The organism is Clostridium perfringens (assembly GCF_016027375.1).
Taxonomy (GTDB): Bacteria; Bacillota; Clostridia; order Clostridiales; family Clostridiaceae; genus Sarcina; species Sarcina perfringens.
Genome location: NZ_CP065681.1, coordinates 2472763 through 2496778, shown reverse-complemented (window position 1 = coordinate 2496778; position 24016 = coordinate 2472763). Strand labels below are relative to the sequence as shown.

The following is a 24016-nucleotide window of genomic DNA, read 5'->3' as shown; positions in this document are numbered from 1 at the left end:
TGGTGTAAGATAGGGGGAAATACAATGAATAGATGTGAATTGTTATTAATTGTAGATGGGGACACAATTGAAGTAGAAGCAAAAGTGACATTAGAAAAAGAAATGAAGCTTAGTTTTGCATTAAAAGACTCTTTTAATATGTTATATTCTTCTGCTGAATATGACACAGAACTTATGGAACCTAATTTTATTGGCAAGTGCAATAAATATATTTTAAAGGAAGAAACTGATAATTTTACTTTAAGATACAGGGGAAAACCCTATGGATTTTGTACTGAATGCAGTGATGAAAAAGTTTTATTATCATTTTATTGTGCTTGGTATCCAATTTTAGATGATTTTTTATTTGATGATATTAAAGTAATTATAAAAGGTTTAGAGAATTTTATAGTATTAGATGCAGTAAAAGAAAAGGATTTCTGGATATTTAATAATAAAATACCCTTTGATTGCAATATAAGAGCCTTTAATAAGGATAAAGTATTTTCCTCAGAATGTGATTTCATAAAAATATATTCTGGAAGGGAAAGCGAATTAGGATATATAAATAAAATAGTTGGAGAGTTACATAAGATAAATGAATATTATAAAAGAATATTAGGAGAAAAGGAAAATAATAAGCTACAATTAATTTCTACTGGTATAGAAAATAGTGGTGGATATTTTAGAGAGGGATTTATTGTATTACCCTGCTTAGAGGATAATGATAAGTTTATATATTCATTTTTAGGACATGAATTGGCTCATGCATGGCATATGGGATATTCTGTTACAACATATGATGATTGGCTTAATGAAACTGGAGCTGAATGGAGTAGTTTATCATATATATTAAGTATTGGTAAGAATGATTTATATAACGAACAAATTCAATATGCAAGAAAAGCCTTTGAGGAATATCCTATAATGAAACCAGAGGATGGATCAAGACCTATAACAGCACACTTTGGAGGAGTTTTGTTATTTGATAAAATTTACGAAAGGTATGGGTTAGATACAATAAATAAGTTATTAAGGTTAGCCTATGAAACAACTCCTAAAAATACTGATGAATTTTTAAAAAGAGTAAAGGGTGATTTTCATACTGAAATTTATAATATATTAAGTGAGCCTTTTAGATAAATTTTGATTTATAGAAAATAATTTAATAGTTTCAATAATGTTTGTAATAATCTATGCAAATATAAGTAATCGTTTCTAAATGAAATTTTAGGGGGATATAATATCAATTAAAATTAGAGTAATCTTATTAAGATTAAAGTTATTTGTGTATTAAATAACCAATCAATTAAATAAAATTTGTAAAGGTGGAGTTAGCATTGAGAACATATGAGAGTAAAGAAGAATTAAAAAAAGAAATTGACAAGTATTATAAAAAGTATATTGCTGAATTTGATAATATACCAAATGATTTAAAAGATTCAAGGTGTGAAGAGGTTGATAGAACACCTGCTGAAAATCTTGCATATCAAATTGGATGGACAACTTTAATTTTGAATTGGGAAAAGGATGAAAAAGCTGGTTTAAAAGTAAAAACTCCATCGGATAAATTTAAGTGGAATCAATTAGGGGATTTATACAATTGGTTTAATGAAGAATATGCATTTCTTTCATTATCACAATTAAAGCTTCTTTTAGCTGAAAATATAGAAAATATATATAAAATGATAGATTCTATGTCAAATGATGAATTATTTAAACCACATCAAAGAATATGGGCAGATGAAGCCACAAAAACAGCAGTCTGGGAAGTATATAAGTTTATTCATGTCAATACAGTAGCTCCTTTTGGTACATTCAGAACAAAGATAAGAAAATGGAAAAAGTTAATGTTATAAATTTATTAATTATTTTGAGTATATGGAGTGAGAAATATGAAATTTAGAATAGTTGGAAGCGGAGGCTGTGTTTCATTACCTAAGCCATTATGTAATTGTGAGGTATGTAAAGAGGCAAGGAGTAAGGGAAGATCTTATTCAAGATGTGGTTGTAGCTTGTTTTTAGATGATATAAATCTTTTAGTTGATACTCCTGAAGATATTACTTATGGAATAAATTATTGTGATATCAAAGAGATTGATAGAGTTTTATTTAGTCATGTTGATCCAGATCATACTTTAGGAATGAGAGTTTTTGAACATCTTAGGCTAAATTGGTTAGAATTATCTTGTGGTAAGAATTGTGAAAACCCAATAGAAGTATTTGCATTAGAAGATGTTATGAAAGATATAAATTCAATAGGATTTAAGTTTGGCTCTTATTTAGATTATTACGAAAATGTGAGAAATCTTATTAAGAGAAAAAGTGTAGAGGACTATATATTTATTAAAAATATAAAAGTGAGTTTTATTAAAGTAAATCATGCAACAGTATTTGTTTTTGAAAAGGAAGGAAAGAAATTAATATATGCACCTTGCGATGTTAAGCCATTTCCAGAAAGCAAACTCTTTCTGAATGCAGATTGTTTAATTATAGGAAATACCATTGTAGGGGAAGTATTAAAGGATGGTTTTATTTTGAAAGAAGATAACCCTTTAAGAGATGAATTATTTACTATAGGTGACATTGAAGAATTGAAAAATAAATATAATATTAAGAGGGTGATAATAACTCACTTAGAAGAGGATTGGGGAAAATCCTATGATGACTATGTTGAGCTTGAGAAAGGATTAGATGGAATAGAGTTTGCTTATGATGGAATGAAGATAGAAATCTAATTTATGAGGTGATTTTATGAGTATGAAGATATTGATGATTGCTTTATTTATTTTATTAGGAATAATGTTCTCCTTAGGTAAATGGTCATTTTTAATAGCAGGATTTAATACTATGACCAAGGAAAAAAAGGCAAAATATGATGTTATGTCTTTATGTAAATTTATGGGTAAACTTATGTTTATAATTGCTTTTTGTATAACATTATTTACCTTAAGTGATATTTTTATGATGAAGATACTATTTAATATCGGAACTGTTATATTAATAGTTTCAATAATATTTACAATAATATATGCAAATACAGGAAATCATTTTGAAAGAAAAAATTGAAATTATATAGTAATATAAATTAAAATGGAGCAAAAAACTTTTGCTCCATTTTTGATTGGATTTTACTGGAATTTATGTTGATATTTTCAATGTGAATTAATGTTATATTAAATTAAGTTTAACTTAAAACAAGAACTTAGTGTATATTATGTACACTATGTTCTTGTTTTAAATAAGATAAATATGGTTTATTATTTATTTGGTGTATTAAGAAAGTTTTGGATTAAATTCTTAGAGTTTATTATATCTGAATCTTTATTTACTATTTCTAATATTATTTTTCCATTATATTGAGGCAACAGCTTACTAAATATATGCTGGAAGTCTATTTCTCCATGTCCTATAGGTAAATGCTCATGAATAACATCAAAATGTCTATCTGCAATATGAAGAATTTTAGGATATTTAATATTAATTAGATCTTGTAAGTGATTAATATTATCTATATGAGCAATATCTAATAAGAATTCTAAATCAGCATTTTGGCTAAATATCTTTTGAATTTCATCAGTAGTTGTAAAAATTGGATCAAGTTTACTATTGTTTTCTAGAAAAAGATTAATTCCATGTGGTTTAAGTATATTTAAAGCGTATTTAATATTTAGGTTTAATTTGTTTAAGGTTTCTTCGTCTATATCTTCATTTTCACATATTGGATGGATTATTAGTTCTTTGTGATTTAATTTATTTAGGATATCTAATAGTTTGGGTATGTGCTCTTCAAATTCATTTATGTTTAAAACGGCATGAATAATAGTAGGAAAGTTATATTTATTTATAGTGTTAATAAAATCTTTATCATCTTCATGTAAGCATAATCCCCTATTGTCATACCATAATTGCATAAAGTCAAAATTATTTTCTTTTGCAAATTTAAATTCATCCTTATATCTATTGAAAAATCGTGCTAAACAACCTAACTGTGGCATAAGTAATCTCTCCAATCATTTAAAGTAAGTTTTAGTATACATAAATATATAGGTACGCTTATTCTTAAAACTTCATCTATATTTTGTAAAAAAGTTCTTTTTAGCATAAAATATAGAGATTCTATAATTTATTCCATCCTCTTTTAATAATTCACAATTTACATTTGCTTAATAATAATATTATAACATAAATTACAATATTTTCCTCGGTGGACTTTTATAAATTAATAAAATACATTTAAATTTTAGGAAGATATTAAAAGCTTAATTTTATTAAATTGTTTAAGTTTTTTTAGAGTGTTTGTATTAAAGAAAATTTAGAATAATTTAGTTAAGTATTACAAAAAATATTTTGAGGTGATTATTATGAGAAGGTATAAAATGGTAATAATTAGCATTATTATTTTACTTTTAATAAATAATATTATGCATAGTAAAGTTAGTTATGCCTTAGATATAGCTAATTCAAAAAATCAAGTATTACTTTCAGAAATACCTAATGAAGAGATATATTTATATGCTTTAGATTCTGATGAGGGAAAGAGTGTATATGAAGATATACTTCTTAATGTTAAAGGTAAAAAGAAAAGATTTAATTGGATTGTTGATTCAGGATTATCTTTTAGACCTGAGTTGATACTAACTGATATTAATAATGATGGAAAAAAAGAATTAGTTATAATAATAACCACAGGACATGGCACAGGAATAAATACTCAAGAAGTACATATATTCAAGGAAGAGACTTTGGAAGAAATTAAGGTACAGAATCCGTTTGATATTATATCTAAAAATGTTAAAACAAAAGTATATAAAGATGAAAATAGTGTTAAGGTCTATATTAATATAAATGGAAAAGAGTCTGTCATTAGCAGTAAAAAATTAAATGAATTATATAATGATCAAAACAATAAAAAGAACTTTGGTGATACGTTATTTTTTAGAGATTTTTTAATATATGAAGTTTACAATGAAAAGCTTAAGGCAATTGTAGGTGGAGATATTTTCTTTTGGAATTATCTTGTTAATATAAAAATAGAGTATAAATTTGAAAGTAATATGTTAGTAGTTGATAAAATTTATTTTGATGTAACTGAATATTTTAAGGACTAAAATGTTAAGTTATATAATAAAATTTCAAATATGAAACCTAATCATAGCCTACTCAAATATGAGATTTTTATTTTAATTAGTTCTAGAGAAATCAGAAATATTTTAGTATGAGATGAGACTAGAGAAATTTTATTTTTATATAAATTTTCTTCTAGTCTCAAATTTTGTGGCATTCTATTAATTACTTTGATTTGTTTTAGTATAATGTAGAATTTTATTATTGTTTATTAATTAGTGAGTAATAAGGTGTTAAGTCTTGATATTCTATATTTCCATTGGCTTCATAAACAATGCCTAGATGGTTATTTTTAAATGATAGACAAGAATAGCCACCGCCTAATTTGTTACCATCTTTAGGGTAAGGAATACATATTTCATGAACTCCTTTAGATAAATCATCAAAGTCAATCATATAAACAGCAATATTGTCTCTTATATATTCACCTTTAGTGTTTTTAGGTGCTGAAATTAATCCTATTCTATGTCCATTTGAAGTAGTAGCCTTAATAAAGGAACCTTGGCATCCAGAGCCCTTACCAGTTAAAACTTTACCGTTTAAAGGTTCATATATTTCCCAGGTGCTTCCTAAATCGTGAGAGATGTATGCTGCCCTATAACCAGAGTAATCATATCTTGTACTCATAATTAAAGCTCCATCTAATTCTATGACCATATTTTCAGAAGTGTTTGAATTAGGAACCTTATTTCCCATTGTCCATGTTTCACCATTATCCTTTGAATAGATAATTAATGAATAATAGTTATTTTCATTATTTTCTCTTAAGGAAATTTGTGCTGGCATAACTATTGTTCCATCATCCATTACAATACCTGAGCCAACTCCCCCTAGCCATCCAATTGTATTACTTGGTTGATTTTTTACTTTTGAGGAGTCCTTAGTTAAATCTATTTTATTAGACCAAGTTAATCCATTATCATCAGAATAAATCATTTGGACAGACCAATCACTCCTTCTTGCAGAAGTAGTCATTGCCCAGTTTCCATTTGTATTCCATGAGCCTGCAATTAATATTATTCTACCTGTATTTGTAATAACTGTTGTGGAGTCCATTACACGAGAATAAGTAGAGTCAATACGATTGTTTTTCATTGCTATGTCATAGCTCCATGTCTTTCCAAAATCAGTGCTGCGTGCAGAAGCTATGTCTATATAAGCATGGTCATCAGGACCATTATAACGAATATCTGAAAAAGTTAAAATTGTACCATCATTTAATAATTGTATATTGGGAATTCTAAAATACTTTGAATTCCATGTGTTATTATCCTTGTTAAATAGTATTAGTGGTTCTGGTTTATGGCTTATATCTAGATTCTTTTCAAAGGTATTGTTTTTGTTACACATAAATATAATCTCCTCCATAAATTCATATTTACCCATTAATTTAAAAGTTATTTTTCATATAAATAGCTTTAGAAACCTAACTATTAAAAACTTCTATATTGAAAATTATAGAAGTTTTTCAAATAAATTATAACAGTATTTGAAATTCTTTACTATGGAATAATGTAAATATAATTGTTTTTGGAGTTTTCTATAAAATTTTAGTTTTTATAACTTTAAGAAGGTTTAAGTTTAATAGCTTTAATTTAAGGAGATTTTAATAAAATAATAGTTTTTAAAGAAAGGAAATGGGAGTGAAAAAATTTTATATTTCAGAGAATCTTTAATAAAGTAATAATTTCTAGAGAAGTTATTAAAGATAATTAGCCTTCTTTAACAGTTAGGATGATGTAGAAGGATTGAACTCTAAAAGTTTTAAAATACAAGGTATTAAACAAAGGACTTATATTTTTTGATATAATTAAAAGGTGAGACTTAGAATTATTATAAACTGTGAGGAAAAAGATGAAAGTAAGAGTACCAAATTATTTTAATGAGTTTAAATGTATAGCATCAGAGTGCGAAGATACTTGTTGTGCTGGATGGGAAATTGTTATTGATGATGAAACCCATAAGCGTTATGAAAATGTGGAGGGTGAATTTGGAGAAATCCTAAGAAGTAAGATAGTTAAAAGTGATGGGGAAAATATTTTCCTTTTAAATAATGGAAACTGTTCCTTCTTAAATGAAAAAAAGATGTGTGAGATTTATATTAATCTTGGAGAGAATCATCTTTGTTATACTTGTCAGCAATTTCCTAGATATACTGAAGAATTTTTAGATTTAAAAGAAGTAGGACTATCTTTATCATGTCCAGAGGCTGCAAGAATTATTTTAAGAAAGGCTGAAAACACTACTTTTAATTTAAGTGAAGAGGATAAGTGTGAAAGTAAGACACAAAAAGAGTTGGAATATGATTTAAGCTTATCATGTGAAAATATAAATTCATCAAATTGTACTTTAGGTGAGTGTTCTAACTCAAAAGATAATGAAAATAGAGAGTCTTTTAACTTAAGTGAAAGTGAAAATAGACAGTGCCTTGATTTAAAAAATAGTGAAGATATTGAAGGTAATAATAGTGAAGTGGATAGCTTAACTGAGGATGAAGACTACTTTGATGAGGGCATTGATGAAGAGGTTCTTTCAGAGTTTTTAGAGTGTAGGAATATTGTATTTAAGATTATAGAAAGAAACGATTTAGATTTAGGAACAAAGGTAGCTTTAGCTCTTGAATTTGTTAAAGAGGTTCAAAACAAGATAGATTTAGGGGATATGGATGAAATCCCAGAGCTTATGGAAGAGTATAGGGATGAAAATTTCATAAATACACTTATAAAGGAACTAGAAGGTTTTAAAGGAAAAGAAAGCATAAAACATAAAAATCTATGTGAATATTTAAAGATTTATAAGAGTATAAAACATATAAATTCAAATGATCCTTTAGGACTAGAAAAAGCATTAAAGTATTTTGAAGGAAATGAAGAGTTTTATTTAAGAAAGCACAAGGAGTTTAATGAGTATTACAAAGAAAACTTATATAAGTTTAAAAACATACTTGTATACTTTATATTTAGATATTTCATGAAAGCTATTTTTGACTATGATGTCTCAGCTAAGATAAAGCTAGCCATAATAAGTACATTAATGATTAAGGAACTGGCTGTAGTAAGGTTTATAGATAATAATAATGAATTTACAGAGGAAGATATGGTAGAGGTTAGCCGTATTTACTCTAAAGATATTGAACATTCAGATGAAAATATAGAAAATCTACAAGAGATATTTGAGACAGAAGAAATATTTGAAGTTGATGAAATACTACCTATGTTAATGAATGACTTCTAAGTGTAGATAATAACAATTATATTATTTATGAAAAAATACTATAAGTATTAAGAAAGACTTTTTTAATTTAATTATAAATATTTATAATTTAAGCCTCAATAATTTTTCTATTAAAGAGGATATTTAATAAAATGATTAATTGAAAAAGTGCTACAGGTTTAATGAGTTAATTTTAGTTATAAAAAAGCTTAAGATTTTAAAAACTTAGGCTTTTTAAATTTATTAATGATTTTATATAATATAATTTGCTTAACTTTTAACTTATTTAAAAGTGTTTATTTAATAAGTTGTAATCTTGTATAAGGTTTTGGAATATTTTAAAGGGCTAAAAAAATTAAAGAGAAATTAAAAGAGAGGCTAAAATATAAAGTTAAATAATAAAAAGAGTATTTTAAGTTATATATTTATGTAATTTAAAACACTCTTTTTTTAAAAGTTTTGTTTAAAAGGTTATTTAAACCATTCACTTGGAGATGGATTAAAATAGTGAGCATTAAACTCTACAAATTTATAATCTTGAATTCCATAAAGTTTAAATGGTTCCTTTGATAAGTAGGATTTTAATTTTTCTACAGATTCTGATTTAATAACAAATATACCTCCACTCATGTCTGATTTAAGTCCAGAGACTAAGATCATTCCTTCATCCATTGCCTTTTGAGTATAGGCCATATGTTTTTCATTATATCTTCATTAATCTTATCTGAATCTTTTAATATACCTTCAACAATAAAATATTTCATTTCTTATCCTCCAAAATTAAGTATTATAAATATATTATAAACTAATAATTAATAGTATTTAATAATATTTACTAAAATAAACTTTTGGGGTTAGAGGTAGAACTTCTTTTAAATATGTTTGGACTTAAAAAATGATTGTAAATATATTATTGTGTTAATTTAAGAATCTATATATAAGTCTTATTATTTGATTGTTAGTGCTTAAAATTTTTTAAAGAGTTGTACTTTTAGGAATTAAGGTTATTTAAAAAGTTTTTATTATTAATAAAGGAATTTTAATTGAGCATTAAATTAAGATGTTTTTATGTACACTTGAAAAACATCTTAAAAGTAATAATCATAAATATCCTTAAATTTATAATTATAAATAACCTTAAATTAAAATTAAGCTTAGCTTGTTAAAGAGCCTTTTTTGTATAGCTTGTATAATAGATAGGCCATTGGAACTATGCTAATTATTTGAAAGCCATTAACAAACTGTAATATTTCATGCTTAGCTAGTGGAGGGGGAAGGGTTGCAACTAGGTTATTTAGCATATGCATGAATATAACTAAAGGAAGAGAACGAGTTTTACTGTATACAAAGCCTAAAATAATTCCTAATATAGAGGCATAAACAACTTGGACAGGCTCCCTATGGAATAATCCAAATAAAAGACCAGAGAGAATTATAGGTGCTGCTCCTCCTTTTATCTTATCTATTTCGTTAAAGATTAATCCTCTAAAAAGTAACTCCTCAACAATTGGGCCAAATAAAATTACAGATAAAAATATAAATATATAGGCTTCATTATTTAAGCTTTCAGATATTTGAGAAAAATTTTGCAAGCTATTTTTTACAAGGGTAATAGAGGATAATATTGTATCTGCAAATATGAGCCATAGAGCAGAGAGACCTCCCATACCCATTGAAATTAAGGCGTATTTAGGAATATCTTTTCTTGGAAGTTTATTAATAATTTTGTTCTTGTTGTATTTCTTACATTTATATATAAGGAGATAAACTAACATGGTTAAAAAACAAGCAAATCCATCAATCATAAAGAAATTTGAGTCAATAAAATTAGGAGGTAATAGTCTTAAGGAAGTCTTTGTTATAAAGCAGCAGAATAATAAAAATAAAAGAGATCCTATAAAGGATAAAATGTAATATAGAGCTAAAAAAATAAATATGTTTAGTATGGCTTGAAATAGTTTAATGATTTTTTTCATGATTCACCTCAATTTATAAAAAATAGTCTAATGAGCTTTTGTGATAAACTTTTCCTTAAATTTTCTTATTAAAGAAACTTACATAGCAAGGGTTAAGAAGATATTATTATAAATTCTCTTTTAAATGGAGGTTAATATATAAAGTATATAAAAATAAGTTTAATAAGTTTTTATTACAAACCCTTACTTTTCTTTGTGGAGATAATAAAGATCTTATATCTAAATTTAATAAGCCTTATGATAAATCCTTAATTTTATTTTTAAGTATTGCTGCAAGTTTCATAATTTTTAGCTTGGGAAAGAACCTAGATGAGATAATATATGGAATATAAACTAATTATATGCATAATGTTTAGGGGAAAATAGCTTAGCTATTTATAGAATTAATTAGGGAATAACTGATAGTATCAATGGGATTACATATTATTTATAAAAGCTAAAATTTTTATGGTGTTAGGAATAATGGATTTTACAAGGAGGCTTAGAGAGAAAAGATAATTACTGTTTATAATATATTTATTGATAATATGTTATAAGAAAATGGTTGTTTCAGAAGAAAAAACTTGTAATAATTTATATTTATTGATAATTACTATTTTAAAATAAAGTTTTATGGTATATAATGTAAGAGTAGTAAATTTTATTGAGAGATTTAATTTTTAGGTAGCTTAATATTATCTGCCTAATACATACAAAATTATTACTCGACATAATAATTTTATGAGCTAACTAAAAGTTAATATTTTCAGAAAGAGAATTAAGCAGTTGTAGGATGAATTAAAAGTTTGTCTTATAACTGCTTATATTTTTTCGTTGTCTTAATTTTGTAATATTTTCTATCTAAAATATTAATAGAGATATATTTAGAGGGATAAATTGTTTTTTTTATTAATAACAGTAATAAAAAGGGATTGGCTTTTAAAATAATTATGAGTAATTAGATCTTAAGATGAGGTGGTAGTATGGATTCTATTAAGGAACAAATATTTCAGCTAGAGAATGATTTAATAAAGTCTGAAGTGAGAAAGTCAGCAGAGAAAATAAATGAAATATTATCAAATGATTTTGTTGAATTTAGTAGTTCAGGAAGTGAATATCATTATAAATGTGGAGATGTTTTTCAAGATGAAGAGGATGAGAGAACATTAGATTGGGAAATATTAAATTTTAAGGTGAAGAAGGTTGCAGAGAATTGTATTTTAGCCACTTACAGGGTAATAAAACATGATGAGTTAGATGAGAGAAAGAGATATTCCCTTCGTAGTTCTTTGTGGACAGAGGAAAATGGAAAGTGGAAGATGTCTTTTCATCAAGGAACACTACTAGCAGGTAAAGAAGGAAGAAGTATTTTTTAGCATAATTAAATAGAATATTTGATTAATATATCAAAGAGCTTGTATCAGAATTTAGTAAGTATAAGACTTTATTAATATGTTTTTAGAGGTTTTATAATTTAAATTTTGATAGAAGCTTTTTTATTTAGTATAAAAAATTTGTATTGATAAAGTGAGTGGTGAATTTATAAAAAAAATGGTAGAATATACATAAGAAGGTGTGCTAAATGAAATTAAGAAAGTTTAATTATTTTTAAAATACTTCCTTAAAACTTTTATATAGACTTAATGGAATATTTGTAGGGAGAAGAGTTTAGGATTATTAAAAAATACTTAAGTAAGGGGGAATTATGAAACATAAAAAAGAAGTGTTTATAGCTGCACTTATAATAGTGTTTTTAATAGCTATAGGACCAAGTATTAAGAAGCAAGTGGGGATTTATACAAAAGGTAAAAATATTGATAAGAGTTATTCTAAAGATTCATTATATGATATTTATATAACTAATGGTGAGGGATTAGGATTAATTCAAATTAGTAATATTCAGAAGGGAAATATAAATTACTCGAAGATAGATAATATCAATGTAAAGTATGATTCAGCTAACTTTTTATTTATTGAGAAGGACTCTAGTGGAAAGATATATGTTCCTTATTCCTCTGATATAGAAAATCCCAAGAATGCAAATAGACTCTTAATTTTTAATGAGGGAAAGTTAGAGGATGAGATAGAGTTTGATGATATAAGAAATCCACAGACAGTAATAAGTGACAGGGAAAATAATAGGATTTTCCTTGAGCAGAATATTACTGTTCAACATGAAGATTCTCAAGGATTAAAGCTAAAGGTGATTGATACAAATAGCAAGGAAGTAATTAAAGAAATTTATTTAAAGGGATATATTAGAGATTATTATGTGGGAGAAAAAGAAATAGTTCTAAGCCTAGAAGGGGCTAAGAAGTTAGGTTTTTTAGATGCACAGGACAGAAGTTTATATGCCATAAATAGAAAAACTTTAGAAGGAAGAGTAATTAGTAAAGAACCAATATGCAATGTTGTTAATGCCCTATGTGGAGATTCTAAAGGGAATAATGTAATATTTACTAATATAACTTTAAAAGAAAGTGGAGATTTAAATAAAAATGAAATTATTGTCATGGACAGTCATGGGGAGATCAAGGAGAGAAAAGAGGTTCCTTATGATATGAATGGTAGCTTTTATGGCAATGAGAAATATGAGTATGTATTAAATGGAAAAATTCATAATAAGAATAATGGTTTTCTTATTTTTAATAAGGAGACACTTGAGTTTGAAAAATTAGTTGATGATGTAAAGGATATAAGTTATATAGAGAGTTTGGATGGTTACTTATTTATATTAACTAGAGATTCAAAGTTATTTATATATGATGAAAATACTCTAGAGCAAATAGGAAGCATAGAGTTAGAGGGGGAGGTTTCACACAGAATGAAGGTTATTAATAGAAAGGTTAAATTGTCTTAAGAATATGATTAAATATATAGATTAATTTTATGGGGGGGAATTTCAAATGAATACTGCTCTTTGGATTTCAATAGTCGGTGCTATTTTTTGTGGGGTTATAGCTGTATTTATTGAAAATAAAGAAAAATAATTATATTTATTATGGAGAAATTAGTAATGGGAAAAGGTAGCGTTGAAATAAATATTGATAGAGTAATATTTATAGGCTTAATAATAGAATTTATTTGTACAGCATTTATATTTTTTAACTTTACAACACTTTATGAGAATTTGAACTTAATAATAGATTGCTTAATGATTTTAAATGTAATTATATTTATACTTAGTATAATTTACTTTAAGTACAATAAGAAATTAGCTTTAAGATATACCATAATAAGTTTAATATTCTTTTTCTTTTCAGATAAATCAATGTATAGCTTAATACTAGTTATTATTTTAATAATGCAAGGTAAGGGAATGTACTAAAAACAGAAAATAATTTTAAAAGAGAATTGAATTTTTCATTCTCTTTTTTTATATTTATTTATAAGATAAGAATTTTTATTTGGGGTAAATTATTTATAAGATAAAGAGAGAATTTTAAGTATCTAAAAAGAAAATATAAGTTTATGCTTTTTACAGATAAGATGTTAAAAAAGAAGTTTATAGATTAAGATAAAGATAGGATATAAAATTATGGAACACATAGATAGAATGTTGCATAGATGGATTATTTACAAATTGAAAATTACATAGAATGTGTTTTTATATGGATAAGATAAAGAATGAAGTTACTAAGGAAGTTAAGTGTCTTACAAAAGAGGATTATTTAAGTATATTAGAATTTTTAAAGAATCATGCAGGGGAAGAATATAGTAACCCTGAAAATGAGGAAAATATTGAGGAAAAGAATAAATATATAGCTTTGAGAGAAGAGGCACAGGAGACTTTAAGTAAATTTAGAGCTATTGGGGATTTATTTAAAGAAGAGGGCTTAGTTTATGAAAAAAAGGGAGCTTCAAAGTGGTTAGTTGCTGCAAGGGTTACAAGGGTTAGAAACTATCTTTGGATTGAGCTTAAGGAGCCAGAGAAGATAGGATTTTCAACTAGCATATCCATATTTGCAGATAAGATTGAGGAGGGAAATAAGCTTAGATTTAGGGTGGTTTTAGAAACTAAGGATTTAAAAAGTGATGAAGGGGACTATGTTAGACATTTTAGATTTTTAGAGGAGTTAGATCCTTATGAGGATAAATTTGAGTACTGGGATAATTATAGTGATTATAGTTATTTAGAGAGAGGAAAAACAAGTGATATAAGGGCTTTAATACAGGATGTTAAGGAAAGAAAAGAGTTAAAACTTCAAATAGGAAGAACCTTATATTATGAAGATATTAAAAGAATTAGCAAAGAGGAAATAAGAGAGTTTTTTGAAGATGCAGTTAAGGAGCTTAAGCCTTATTATGACTTAGCTGTTGAAGGAGAGTATTCCTTATCAGGGGAGGAAGAGCTAGGAATTAATGAGGATGGAGAAGAGTATTTAGAAGAACCAAAGATTCTTAAGGTGAAAAATCAAATTCTATATGGTCCTCCAGGAACAGGGAAAACTTATAATGCCATAAATAGAGCTTTAGAGATTATTGATTTTAAAAAGTATAAAGAGTTAATAGGGAATGAAGGGGAAAGAGAAAAAGTAATTAAGATTTTTAATGAACTTTTAGAGGAAGGACAAATAGCCTTTTGTACATTTCATCAAAGTTATGGATATGAGGATTTTGTGGAAGGCTTAAGAAGCAATGAAAGTGGAGCAGGATTTGTTCCTAAGGATGGGATTTTTAAAAAGCTTTGTAGAAAAGCTTCAAAAAGTCCTAAAAACTATGTGCTTATTATAGATGAAATTAACAGAGGAAATATTTCTAAAATCTTTGGAGAACTTATAACCTTAATAGAGGATGATAAGAGACTTGGGGAGAAAAATCAGCTTAAGGTTACTCTTCCATATTCAAATGAAAGCTTTGGAGTGCCAAAAAACTTGTACATATTAGGAACTATGAATACAGCAGATAGATCCATAGCCTTACTAGACACAGCCTTAAGAAGAAGATTTGAGTTTTTTGAATACATGCCTAAGGAAGAACTTTTACCTGAAGATGCTTGTGGGATTAATTTAAGAGAGTTTTTAAGGGTGATTAATGAGAGGATAGAGTATTTATTTGATAGGGAACATACAATTGGACATTCTTACTTTTTAAAAGAAGACCTTACTTTTGAGGAGCTTGTTTCTATAATGAAAAATAAGATTATTCCTTTAGTGCAGGAGTATTTCTATGGAGATTGGGAAAAGGTAGAGCTAGTCCTTGGAGGTGCTTGCAAAAAGGGAAGAGCTAATAGATTCATAGAAAAGAGTAGAATTGACACAAGAAAACTTTTTAAGGGAATGAGGGTGGATTCTTATGGAGAAGAGTATAAGTATTCCGTAGTGGAAAATCCAGAAAAAGAGGCCTTTCTAAATATCTATGAAGATGAGGAATAGACAATGAGGTATATAATTATTAAGGAAAGCTATGAATCACTTAGGATTGTAGATGACTTTATATTAGATACAATAAGAGAACAAGGGGATTTAGGGAGTAGAAAAGGTTCTGAAAAAGATAGTGATCACTTGGAAAGGCTAAATTTAGGTGATGAAAATTCTAATGACTTCTATAATCATAGAGGGAAGAATTATGAAAAAGAGAGTTTAACAAATAAAGGTGACTTTCTTGATAATAATTTTGACAAAAATTTTACTAACAACAAGGGTAGTTTTAGTAAGGTTGGAGAGTTTTTTAGAGAGCAAAGTTCTTTAAAGGATAACTTTAAGAAAGAATTTCAAGAGAAACGGTCTTTAGGTGAGAATTTTAAGAAGAGGGTTAAAGAGAAAAGTTTTCAAAGAGAAAATGATTTTTATAGAGATAAAGAAGAGGATTTTTATGATTATGAAGGAGAAGATTTTTATGGGAATTATGGCTGTGAAAAGATAATAAGCAGAAGAGAGGCTAATGAACTTTATAATTATGCTATGTCTGAAAAGTTAGATATGGATAATATCCTTTGGGAAAGAGATACCTTAAGATTCATAAACTATGTTGGGTATATAAGACTTTCAACAGTTTCTATAGAAATACTTCCTAAAATAAGCCTAAATGGTAGTGTAGAGCTTGAAAGAAAAGCCCTGTTAAATATGCTTTCTAAGTGTGGAATTTTGAAAGTTAATTATTCAGAAATCAGTTCATTAAAGTTATATAAGCAAAGTCTAAATGAGATACTGGCATATTTATTTAGTAAAAAACTTCAAAAAGAGCTTAGAAAAGGAGTATATGGGGAGTATGTTTATATTGAGGAGAATATAAATTCCTTAAAGGGAAGCTTAAGGGTTCAGGAGCAGATTAAGAACATGGCTTCTCATAGCTTAAAGGCTTTTTGTAGATTTGAGGAGTTTTCTAGAGATAATAAATTAAATAAGATATTGAGCTTCTTTGTGAAAGAAGTCATGAAGAATATAAAAAACAGAGAAACTTTAAAGCTTTTAAGAATTTCAGAGATGATTTTAGGAGAAGTTGATGAAAGAAGTATCACCTTAAATGAGGTGAATAATTTTAGTTTTAACAGGTTAAATAAACCCTTTGAGGATGCTTTTACCTTAGGAAAGATGATTGTTTTAGGAGAGTCAGCCCTTGGAAACTTAGGAGAAAATAAGGTTTATTCTATACTTTTTAAGATGAATGAAATCTTTGAAATTTATATAGGAAAGCTTTTAAAGGAACTTCTTTATAAAGAAACTGTTCATATTCAGCATTCAAAATACAAGCTTTTAATAAAGGAAGAAAGCAATAGAGGAGTGTTTAAACTTATTCCTGATATAGTAATTGAAAAGAATGGAATAGAGAGGGTAATAATAGATACAAAGTGGAAGAGTGTAGAGAGTAAGTTTAATAGGCATGGAGTTAAGAGAGAAGACCTTTATCAAATGTATGCTTATCTTACTAGATATAAGAATGCAAGTACAGTTATACTTCTTTATCCTTATAATGAAAGAATAGAGGGGGAAGATGGAGAATATTTAGAGTCTTGGTATTTAGAGGATGATCAGCATAAAAGGCTTAGAGTTTATGCAGTAAACCTTGAAAATGAGAAAGAAACTTTAAAATCCTTAGATAAAATAGTTAGAAAGTATGTTGAAGAATAAATTAGATTAAAAGGGGAGATAGAAAATGGGATTTTGGATTTTTATGATGGTTATGGAATTATTAATACCACTTATAATGATTATTTTGGGTAAGCAATTTAGCAAAAAGGCACCAAAGGAAATTAATCATTTTTATGGTTACAGAACCTCAATGTCAATGAAAAATAAGGACACTTGGGAGTTTGCACATAAATATTGTGGAAGGCTATGGCTTAAAATAGGATGGATTATGTTTGCTATAACTTTTATTATTATGTTATTTGTCCTTGGAAGAGGTGAACAGGCTATAGGAACCTTAGGTGGAGCACTTTGTATGATTCAGTGTGTAGTTTTAGTTGCCTCAATATTTCCTACAGAGAGAGCTTTAAGGAAGAATTTTGATAAGTATGGCAATAGAAAAAATGTGTAGTTTTTTATTTATTGATTAGTCCTGATTCATTAAAGAAATTATAGGTGGATTGTCCACCTATAATTTTTTATATAAAAACTTTGTAAATTACTATTTAATATTTTTTCCTATATTAAAAGCATTGCCAATAAAGTTACCTATTTCCCAATAATTATTGTCCATAGAGTAAATAAGTGGATTTATCTTCTTTGTATCTGGAAAACTATTTGTAAGCAGGTCTTGGTTAACATAAGTTTCTATTATTTCACCAATAAATACTTCCATATCATAAATTTCAATTATCTTTGTTACTTTACATTCCATATTTATTGGATATTCCTCAATCATTGGAATTTTATTATTACTTTCATAAAAACACTTAAAAATCTGTGATTTATCAATATTATTTCCTGAAACAAGTCCGCAATAATCAACTTTTTCAACTAAATCTGCTGAAGGTATATTAATACTAAACACTTGATTTTCTCTTATGCTTTTATTTGTATAATGATTCTTTTCCATTGATATATAGATAACAGCAGGGTTAACGCTTATTATTCCGCAGTTTCCTATAGTTGCAAAATTAGGCTTATCATTTATAACTGTTCCTATTAATACTGATGGTATAGGATAAACTAAAGGAAGTTTATTAAATTTAACTTTTGACATTTTACCACTCTCCTAACCTTTTATTCCATATAAATATATTAACTTACAATTGTTCTAAAAAGTAGTAAGTTAATATATAAATTAGAATAGCTATACCAATAGTTCTGAAAAGTATTTTAGTCTTTTTTACACCTCTTTTTTGCAAACCCTTATCTTCTCCAAAGGGAAATATTACATGTAAAGTAGGTGCTATTAATGAAATAGCTATGAATAAATATTTTGATATAGGATTATTAGGTAAAAACATTATATTAATAAAGAAAATTAATAATAGTATTATAGAAAAAATCTTTACTGGAGTTTCAGTTTTTTCTCTTTGTTTCATATATTTTTGGTATTTAATATTGCAAGGCTCAGAGCAGCAACAGATTTCACTTGTTCCTTCATATGTTTTGTCACAGTATTTACATCTCTTAAGTATTAGATTATCCATAGATTGCCCCTTTTCATAAACTAGAATATTTCTACTTTATAGCTATTATAATTCTAAGAAACTATGAAGATTCCTTTTTATATTTAATATTACAGTTATTGTAAAGTTGGATTTTGATATATTGTAAAAAATATAAATAAAAAATAACTATTTTTAAGTAAATGTTAATTATTGTTATAAATTAGAAAAAAATACATGGGATTTAAGGTTAAATAGAAAATTAAAGGAAGAAATTAATCTTTGTCATTGGTATATAATTGAAAAAGTAAAAGGAATAAATACATTTTAAAAGGAGTTATGATATGAAGAAGAGAAATTATTTAATTAGTTTATTGGCTGTGGTACTTAGTTTAGGAGTTTTAGTTGGCTGTGGAGATAAGACAAACACTTCTAATGAGTGGGCTTCTGTAAATAGCTCAGAAAATAGTGAGGCTGCTAGTTCAAAAGATTCTGCTGATGTGGTAAAGGATAAGGGGGAAGCAGATAAAGCACAGGCTAAGGATGCTGATCCTAAGGATAAAGAAGCTACAAATAAAGATGAGGGTGAAAAGAAAGAAGAGGATAGTAAGAATGATAGCAGCACTAAGGAGACTGCTAAAGTAGATAATTCTAATAAAAAGGAAAGTAAAGGATCAAGTAATTCTTCTAAGAAGGAAGAGAGTAAGAGTGCTTCTAAAAAGGAGAATTCAAAGGATGAAAGTAGCTTAGCAAAAGCAAAATCAGAGTATCTTCAAAAGATGAAAAAGATAGATAGTGAGTCTGAGAAGTTAGATAAAGAGTATGATAGTAATAGAGGATCAACACAAGCAGGAATGAATGGTATAAGTGGTGAACAAGCTAAATTATATGATAATGAGTTAAATCAAATTTATGATTACTTAAAACAAAATTTAAGCAAAGAAAAATCTAAGGAACTTGAAAAGAGTGAAATGGCTTGGATTAAAGAAAAAGAAAGTAATATAGCTGAAATAAAGAAACAATATGAAGGTGGTTCAGTTACTCCTCTTATGGTAAATTCAGAGGTGGCAAAGGAAAGTAAGGAAAGATGCTATTATTTAATAGATAATTATATGAAGTAGAGATATATTACATATAATTTCTTTAGAAGAAAGTTATTAATTTAATAGGAATTTTATAATATAGTTTATGAAGAAAAGAAGTGGTTTAATTTTATATTAAATCACTTTTTTTATAAATATGAGTCAATGAACGTTGAGGTAGAGTGGGTTTCTTTTAATTAATGGTTTTAAAATATAGTAGTAAATAAAATATTTTTATGTAGATAGTAAGAAGATATAAGGTTAGGGAAGTTAAGGGTTTTTATAGGTAAGAGATTATTACAAAAATCTAACCTATAAAAACTTATCTTTATGAATATTTTGTTTTGAAGATAATTTAGAATGTAGTTTTGATTTTTAATAATTTAAAATTTATCTATTAATAGTGTCTTTTAGGGGCTTAGACTTTACTTTCTTTGTAGAGTTTTCTTAATAAATATATCATTGGAATTATTGAAAGTATTTGTATTATAGAAATAAATGTTGAAAATGGTTCAGGGAAAAGGGTAAGTAAATTATTTAGCATATGTAAAAACATTACAATAGGAAGTGAATGAGTTTTACTATATACAAATCCAAAAATAAGTCCAACTATAAAAGCATATACAATTTGTATTGGTTGCATATGAGCTAGTCCAAATAATAATGCAGATATAATTATTGGAAAGGAACCACCTTTATATTTAGCAGCTTCATTAAAGATTATTCCCCTAAAAATAATTTCCTCAACAATTGGAGCAAGTATTGCCACTGATATAAAAGCAAGAATAGGATTAGCGTTAAATATTTCATCATGCTCAATAAAACTTTCTAAGCTGCTTTTAATAGTAGGGGAGTAGGTTGATAGAAATTGCATAAGAAAAATCCATAAATTTGATATTCCACTAACACCGAGAGAAATTAAAGCATATTTTCCAAGGGTTTTTAAGGACATATGATTATTAATCTTTGGTACATTGAATTCCTTTTTTCTATAGATTTTAGTAAAAAAATATATTCCTAAAACTTGATCGGTGCAATTTACTATAAGATCTAAAATACTATCATACTGATTTCCCAACAAATTTACTTTAAATATTAGATCTAATACTATGGCAAATGGAATAAGAATAATAGCAGCTAAAAATTCTATTCCTATATAAATAAATATTAATGAGAAAATACTTTTCGTAAGTTCTAGTGTTTTATTTTTAGATAAAGTCACAAAATCCCTCCTTTGAATTCTTTTATATGAAATATTTTAACATTATTTAACATTATATTCAAATATTATTAAAATATAGAATTTAGTTTTAAATTATTTTAAGTGTATTTTAGTTTTATAACTTTATTGATCTTAAGTTAAATATTGTAAGATAATTTTGGATGGATTATATTTAATATAGAACATATTAGATTATATTAAAAAAGTTAAGTATGAAGTGGAAAAAGAGGATATATAAAATTATTAAGATTAAATATAATTTTAACTTAAGGGGATGGTAAAGTGAAGAGGCATGTTATGAATTTAAGTCCAGATTCATTTGAAATGATAGAAGTTGGAATAAAAACAATAGAAATGCGATTATATGATGAAAAGAGAAAGAAAATTTCAAAAGGTGATTATATAAATTTTATAAGCACTATGAATAATAAGAAGTAATTAGAGGTTAAGGTAATAGATATTTATAAGTACAATAATTTTGAAGAATTATATAAAGAATTCAATAAAGTAAAACTTGGCTATAGGGAAGATGAGATTGTACATTATACTGATATGGAACAATATTACTCAAAAGAAGATATAGATAAGTATGGTGTAATTTGAATTGAAGTAGAAGTGATTAGAAGAATATATTTATAAGAAATAGTAATAATATGATATACTTATAAAATATATTAAATAATTAAGGAAAGTAGGACTTTATGGATATAAACCCTATAGAAGTTCAATTCTTTACAGAAAGAGATTATATATTTAATATGTGGCTTCATAAGTATGTTTATAAATACAAAGATAATAGTATAGGAATTAAGTTAAGAGAATTATATGATAAAAATATAATTATGATAGAGGAAGATTTTAAGGAGGAATTTAATAAATGTATTATATATTAGTAAAAGATTTTAATTCTGTTGGTTCAGTAGTATATGCATCAGAAGATTCAAAGGAAATAGATATTATAGATGATTTATTAAACTATAAATTAGATAGTCAAAGTAAGCAAGTAGTTTTATTATCTAACTTAGCAATGTGGAAAGAGTATGAGCCTTTTGACATAGTAAAAAATGCAGGTGAGTTTATTGATAAGGCTATAATGAATTAGAGATAACTTGTTATAATTAGCGGTTTTTTAAAATCTATCATTTAATAACAAAGGCTATAACTGGAACTTAAATTTCAGTTAGATACATAATATTTAATAACATAGAGTATTAAATTATAAAGTTAGAGATTGCAAGTTATAGACTATAAATTAATAATTTATAGTCTATAACTTTTTATGTTTTTTATTTTGTTTATGTTTTGGGGAATTTTTTGAAGAAAGTTTTTAAGCTAACTTTTTTATCTAAGTATATTATCAAATTCTTCAAAAATAGGTTTGTAATTAAGTTTACTTATGGTCTTGAAGCCAACGCATTGCTGTGTAGGCGTAAACTGCACTACCACTTGATAAAACTTCTTCATCAAATTTAACCATTGGGTGGTGTTGAGGGTATGGATATCCTTTGTCTGGGGTTCCAGCAGCTAAAACTAACATGATAGCAGGGATTTTTTGGCTTATGTAAGCAAAGTCTTCTGAACCAGAGGTTTTAGCAGATTTTTGATTTCCAGCCATGGCATTTAGTTTGGCAACAGAGAATGTTTTATCTTCCCCTAAAAGTTCTTTTATGTATTTTTCAGAGCATACAGTTAAGTCTTTATCGTTAACTAAGGTTGGGCATCCACTTCCCCAGATTACCTCAGCTGAAGCTCTAAAGGATTTTGCAGTACATTCTGTAATTTCTTCAATTCTTTCCTTTATAAATGAGCGTGTTTCTTCATCAAAAGTACGAATAGTTCCACCCATAGTAGCTGTGTCAGGGATTACATTGGCAGCAATACCAGCATTCATTGTTCCAATTGTTAAAATTGCTTGATCGCTTATGGCAAGTTCTCTAGCATGAATTTCTTGTAATGCAATTAAAATGTGAGCAGCTACATTAAGTGGGTCAACTCCAGTGTTAGGCATAGAACCATGACATCCTTTTCCTTGAACCTTTATTTCAAAATAATCAGCAGCTGGAGCTCCAATTCCAGGTACAGGAACAATAACAGTACCTGCATTAAAAGGCATTCCTGCCATTACATGAATCATTAGTGCCTGATCAACCTTTGGATTTTCTAATACTCCTGCTTTAATCATATCCTTAGAACCTTCAAAAATTTCCTCAGCAGGTTGGAACATAAGTTTAATAGTTCCTTCAATTTCATCCTCATGTTTTTTTAATAATCTTGCAGCACCAAGCATCATAGATGTGTGCATATCATGGCCACAGGCATGCATTTTTCCACTTTGGCAAGAAAACTCAACATCTGATTCCTCTTTAATTGGTAAGGCATCCATGTCACCTCTTATTAAGAAAACCTTTCCTTTCTTTTTTCCACCTGCTAAAGCAATAAGTCCTGCTTTACCACATTCTATTGGCTCATAGCCCATATCAATTAACTCTTTTTTTACAAAGGCAAGAGTGTTTTTTAAATCAAATCCTGTCTCAGCATGTGAGTGTAAATATCTTCTGTTTGAAACAATAGTTTCTTGAAGTAAATTAGCTTCTTTTAGTAATTCTTCTGGTTTCATTTATGTTCTCCTTTCAAAGTTCTTTTTTTGGGTAATATTATTATTTTATCACATTCATAAATTTAAATCATTTTTAAAAATTTGAGTAAACAGACTTATTATCTCCAATTAATTAAGAATAAAACCATTATTCAAAACTATATTAAAAATTAAAGGCTAATAATGGCTTTTTTAAAATTTTAATTATTACTAAAGATAAGATGTTAAAAAACAAGATTTCTATAAGGAAGTTTTAAATAATGAGAAATTAAATAGAGTTAAGAATTTTTTTAGATAATTATTATAAACAAATTTATGGAGGTG

At 26.7% G+C, this 24016-nt stretch carries 24 protein-coding genes and 1 pseudogene; 17 read left to right on the top strand and 8 right to left on the bottom strand.

What is annotated here, in order from left to right:
- The first annotated feature begins 24 nt into the window (after positions 1-24).
- From I6G60_RS11790 to I6G60_RS11775, 4 genes are all read left to right on the top strand, one after another.
- Positions 25-1122, top strand: coding sequence for a hypothetical protein (locus I6G60_RS11790; RefSeq protein WP_197925380.1), 1098 nt, complete (start codon positions 25-27; stop codon positions 1120-1122).
- Between the two features lie 197 nt (positions 1123-1319).
- On the top strand, positions 1320-1838 hold the full coding sequence (locus I6G60_RS11785; protein WP_011590490.1) for a ClbS/DfsB family four-helix bundle protein: 519 nt from the start codon (positions 1320-1322) through the stop codon (positions 1836-1838).
- Between the two features lie 36 nt (positions 1839-1874).
- Positions 1875-2717, top strand: coding sequence for an MBL fold metallo-hydrolase (locus I6G60_RS11780; RefSeq protein ID WP_004457245.1), 843 nt, complete (start codon positions 1875-1877; stop codon positions 2715-2717).
- Positions 2718-2739: 22 nt separating this feature from the next.
- Complete coding sequence (locus tag I6G60_RS11775) at positions 2740-3048, top strand: DUF3784 domain-containing protein (protein ID WP_003474355.1); 309 nt, start codon at positions 2740-2742, stop codon at positions 3046-3048.
- A gap of 191 nt (positions 3049-3239) precedes the next feature.
- Here the strand turns inward: I6G60_RS11775 and I6G60_RS11770 are convergent, their stop codons facing one another.
- The gene (locus I6G60_RS11770) at positions 3240-3977 is read right to left on the bottom strand and encodes a TIM barrel protein (RefSeq protein WP_004457215.1); all 738 of its coding nucleotides are present in this window, start codon (positions 3975-3977) and stop codon (positions 3240-3242) included.
- Between the two features lie 366 nt (positions 3978-4343).
- Between I6G60_RS11770 and I6G60_RS11765 the strand changes: the two genes are divergently transcribed.
- Entirely contained in the window at positions 4344-5090 is a 747-nt protein-coding gene (locus tag I6G60_RS11765; protein ID WP_004457310.1) for a hypothetical protein, read from the top strand.
- Between the two features lie 217 nt (positions 5091-5307).
- Here the strand turns inward: I6G60_RS11765 and nanH are convergent, their stop codons facing one another.
- Positions 5308-6456, bottom strand: a complete 1149-nt coding sequence (gene nanH / locus I6G60_RS11760) for an exo-alpha-sialidase NanH (protein ID WP_004457133.1) — start codon at positions 6454-6456, stop codon at positions 5308-5310.
- Positions 6457-6960: 504 nt separating this feature from the next.
- Here nanH and fliB point away from each other — a divergent pair.
- On the top strand, positions 6961-8340 hold the full coding sequence (gene fliB / locus I6G60_RS11755) for a flagellin lysine-N-methylase (RefSeq protein WP_197925379.1): 1380 nt from the start codon (positions 6961-6963) through the stop codon (positions 8338-8340).
- 450 nt (positions 8341-8790) lie between these two features.
- On the opposite strand, the pseudogene I6G60_RS11750 reads toward fliB, so the two are convergent.
- Both I6G60_RS11750 and I6G60_RS11745 read right to left on the bottom strand, forming a co-directional pair.
- Positions 8791-9083, bottom strand: a pseudogene (locus I6G60_RS11750) (YciI family protein).
- A gap of 390 nt (positions 9084-9473) precedes the next feature.
- Positions 9474-9986 carry a CPBP family intramembrane glutamic endopeptidase gene (locus I6G60_RS11745; protein ID WP_242950361.1) on the bottom strand — a complete coding sequence of 171 codons (513 nt, stop codon included), beginning with the start codon at positions 9984-9986 and terminating at the stop codon, positions 9474-9476.
- A gap of 106 nt (positions 9987-10092) precedes the next feature.
- Here I6G60_RS11745 and I6G60_RS11740 point away from each other — a divergent pair, with 106 nt between their 5' ends.
- The 7 genes from I6G60_RS11740 to I6G60_RS11710 all read left to right on the top strand — a co-directional run bounded on the left by I6G60_RS11740 (position 10093) and on the right by I6G60_RS11710 (position 17753).
- On the top strand, positions 10093-10233 hold the full coding sequence (locus tag I6G60_RS11740; protein ID WP_003453981.1) for a hypothetical protein: 141 nt from the start codon (positions 10093-10095) through the stop codon (positions 10231-10233).
- 1024 nt (positions 10234-11257) lie between these two features.
- On the top strand, positions 11258-11650 hold the full coding sequence (locus I6G60_RS11735) for a nuclear transport factor 2 family protein (RefSeq protein WP_003454100.1): 393 nt from the start codon (positions 11258-11260) through the stop codon (positions 11648-11650).
- A gap of 329 nt (positions 11651-11979) precedes the next feature.
- A complete protein-coding gene (locus tag I6G60_RS11730) occupies positions 11980-13134 on the top strand; it encodes a hypothetical protein (RefSeq protein WP_142420563.1) in 1155 nt (384 codons plus the stop codon).
- Positions 13135-13290: 156 nt separating this feature from the next.
- Positions 13291-13602, top strand: coding sequence for a hypothetical protein (locus I6G60_RS11725; RefSeq protein WP_003480670.1), 312 nt, complete (start codon positions 13291-13293; stop codon positions 13600-13602).
- A gap of 283 nt (positions 13603-13885) precedes the next feature.
- Positions 13886-15649 (top strand): McrB family protein, encoded by a 1764-nt coding sequence (locus tag I6G60_RS11720; protein ID WP_197925378.1) that lies wholly within the window; start codon positions 13886-13888, stop codon positions 15647-15649.
- A 3-nt stretch (positions 15650-15652) separates the two neighbouring features.
- Complete coding sequence (locus I6G60_RS11715) at positions 15653-17344, top strand: McrC family protein (protein WP_110077332.1); 1692 nt, start codon at positions 15653-15655, stop codon at positions 17342-17344.
- 25 nt (positions 17345-17369) lie between these two features.
- Positions 17370-17753: an SdpI family protein gene (locus tag I6G60_RS11710; protein ID WP_070956580.1), complete on the top strand. Its 384-nt coding sequence runs from the start codon at positions 17370-17372 to the stop codon at positions 17751-17753.
- A gap of 90 nt (positions 17754-17843) precedes the next feature.
- Here the strand turns inward: I6G60_RS11710 and I6G60_RS11705 are convergent, their stop codons facing one another.
- Positions 17844-18401 (bottom strand): flavin reductase family protein, encoded by a 558-nt coding sequence (locus I6G60_RS11705; protein WP_070956581.1) that lies wholly within the window; start codon positions 18399-18401, stop codon positions 17844-17846.
- 43 nt (positions 18402-18444) lie between these two features.
- Positions 18445-18834, bottom strand: coding sequence for a hypothetical protein (locus I6G60_RS11700; protein WP_110077333.1), 390 nt, complete (start codon positions 18832-18834; stop codon positions 18445-18447).
- Between the two features lie 302 nt (positions 18835-19136).
- Here I6G60_RS11700 and I6G60_RS11695 point away from each other — a divergent pair, with 302 nt between their 5' ends.
- Positions 19137-19913: a lysozyme inhibitor LprI family protein gene (locus I6G60_RS11695; protein ID WP_111744134.1), complete on the top strand. Its 777-nt coding sequence runs from the start codon at positions 19137-19139 to the stop codon at positions 19911-19913.
- A gap of 379 nt (positions 19914-20292) precedes the next feature.
- Here the strand turns inward: I6G60_RS11695 and I6G60_RS11690 are convergent, their stop codons facing one another.
- Positions 20293-21096, bottom strand: a complete 804-nt coding sequence (locus I6G60_RS11690; protein WP_197925377.1) for a CPBP family intramembrane glutamic endopeptidase — start codon at positions 21094-21096, stop codon at positions 20293-20295.
- A 282-nt stretch (positions 21097-21378) separates the two neighbouring features.
- Here I6G60_RS11690 and I6G60_RS15320 point away from each other — a divergent pair, with 282 nt between their 5' ends.
- The 3 genes from I6G60_RS15320 (at position 21379) to I6G60_RS11675 (ending at position 22198) form a co-directional block, all read left to right on the top strand.
- Entirely contained in the window at positions 21379-21534 is a 156-nt protein-coding gene (locus I6G60_RS15320) for an ASCH domain-containing protein (protein ID WP_223932436.1), read from the top strand.
- A 263-nt stretch (positions 21535-21797) separates the two neighbouring features.
- The gene (locus I6G60_RS11680) at positions 21798-21989 is read left to right on the top strand and encodes a hypothetical protein (protein ID WP_004457183.1); all 192 of its coding nucleotides are present in this window, start codon (positions 21798-21800) and stop codon (positions 21987-21989) included.
- Positions 21974-22198: a DUF6718 family protein gene (locus I6G60_RS11675; protein WP_004457278.1), complete on the top strand. Its 225-nt coding sequence runs from the start codon at positions 21974-21976 to the stop codon at positions 22196-22198. Before I6G60_RS11680 ends, I6G60_RS11675 begins: the two co-directional genes overlap by 16 nt.
- Positions 22199-22486: 288 nt before the next feature.
- Here I6G60_RS11675 and I6G60_RS11670 read toward each other — a convergent pair whose 3' ends face one another.
- A complete protein-coding gene (locus tag I6G60_RS11670) occupies positions 22487-23713 on the bottom strand; it encodes a M20 metallopeptidase family protein (protein WP_164818950.1) in 1227 nt (408 codons plus the stop codon).
- Positions 23714-24016 lie beyond the last annotated feature (303 nt).

Coding starts and splice junctions, on each gene's coding strand:
- fliB (WP_197925379.1), top strand. CDS start 6,961: ATGAAAGTAAGAGTACCAAATTATTTTAATGAGTTTAAATGTATAGCA.
- I6G60_RS11770 (WP_004457215.1), bottom strand. CDS start 3,977: ATGCCACAGTTAGGTTGTTTAGCACGATTTTTCAATAGATATAAGGAT.
- I6G60_RS11725 (WP_003480670.1), top strand. CDS start 13,291: ATGGGAAAAGGTAGCGTTGAAATAAATATTGATAGAGTAATATTTATA.
- I6G60_RS11720 (WP_197925378.1), top strand. CDS start 13,886: ATGGATAAGATAAAGAATGAAGTTACTAAGGAAGTTAAGTGTCTTACA.
- I6G60_RS11780 (WP_004457245.1), top strand. CDS start 1,875: ATGAAATTTAGAATAGTTGGAAGCGGAGGCTGTGTTTCATTACCTAAG.
- I6G60_RS11790 (WP_197925380.1), top strand. CDS start 25: ATGAATAGATGTGAATTGTTATTAATTGTAGATGGGGACACAATTGAA.
- I6G60_RS11745 (WP_242950361.1), bottom strand. CDS start 9,986: ATGGGAGGTCTCTCTGCTCTATGGCTCATATTTGCAGATACAATATTA.
- nanH (WP_004457133.1), bottom strand. CDS start 6,456: ATGTGTAACAAAAACAATACCTTTGAAAAGAATCTAGATATAAGCCAT.
- I6G60_RS11670 (WP_164818950.1), bottom strand. CDS start 23,713: ATGAAACCAGAAGAATTACTAAAAGAAGCTAATTTACTTCAAGAAACT.
- I6G60_RS11775 (WP_003474355.1), top strand. CDS start 2,740: ATGAAGATATTGATGATTGCTTTATTTATTTTATTAGGAATAATGTTC.
- I6G60_RS11715 (WP_110077332.1), top strand. CDS start 15,653: ATGAGGTATATAATTATTAAGGAAAGCTATGAATCACTTAGGATTGTA.
- I6G60_RS11735 (WP_003454100.1), top strand. CDS start 11,258: ATGGATTCTATTAAGGAACAAATATTTCAGCTAGAGAATGATTTAATA.
- I6G60_RS11705 (WP_070956581.1), bottom strand. CDS start 18,401: ATGTCAAAAGTTAAATTTAATAAACTTCCTTTAGTTTATCCTATACCA.
- I6G60_RS11695 (WP_111744134.1), top strand. CDS start 19,137: ATGAAGAAGAGAAATTATTTAATTAGTTTATTGGCTGTGGTACTTAGT.
- I6G60_RS11730 (WP_142420563.1), top strand. CDS start 11,980: ATGAAACATAAAAAAGAAGTGTTTATAGCTGCACTTATAATAGTGTTT.
- I6G60_RS11700 (WP_110077333.1), bottom strand. CDS start 18,834: ATGGATAATCTAATACTTAAGAGATGTAAATACTGTGACAAAACATAT.
- I6G60_RS11675 (WP_004457278.1), top strand. CDS start 21,974: ATGTATTATATATTAGTAAAAGATTTTAATTCTGTTGGTTCAGTAGTA.
- I6G60_RS11740 (WP_003453981.1), top strand. CDS start 10,093: ATGGTTAAAAAACAAGCAAATCCATCAATCATAAAGAAATTTGAGTCA.
- I6G60_RS11710 (WP_070956580.1), top strand. CDS start 17,370: ATGGGATTTTGGATTTTTATGATGGTTATGGAATTATTAATACCACTT.
- I6G60_RS11680 (WP_004457183.1), top strand. CDS start 21,798: ATGGATATAAACCCTATAGAAGTTCAATTCTTTACAGAAAGAGATTAT.
- I6G60_RS11765 (WP_004457310.1), top strand. CDS start 4,344: ATGAGAAGGTATAAAATGGTAATAATTAGCATTATTATTTTACTTTTA.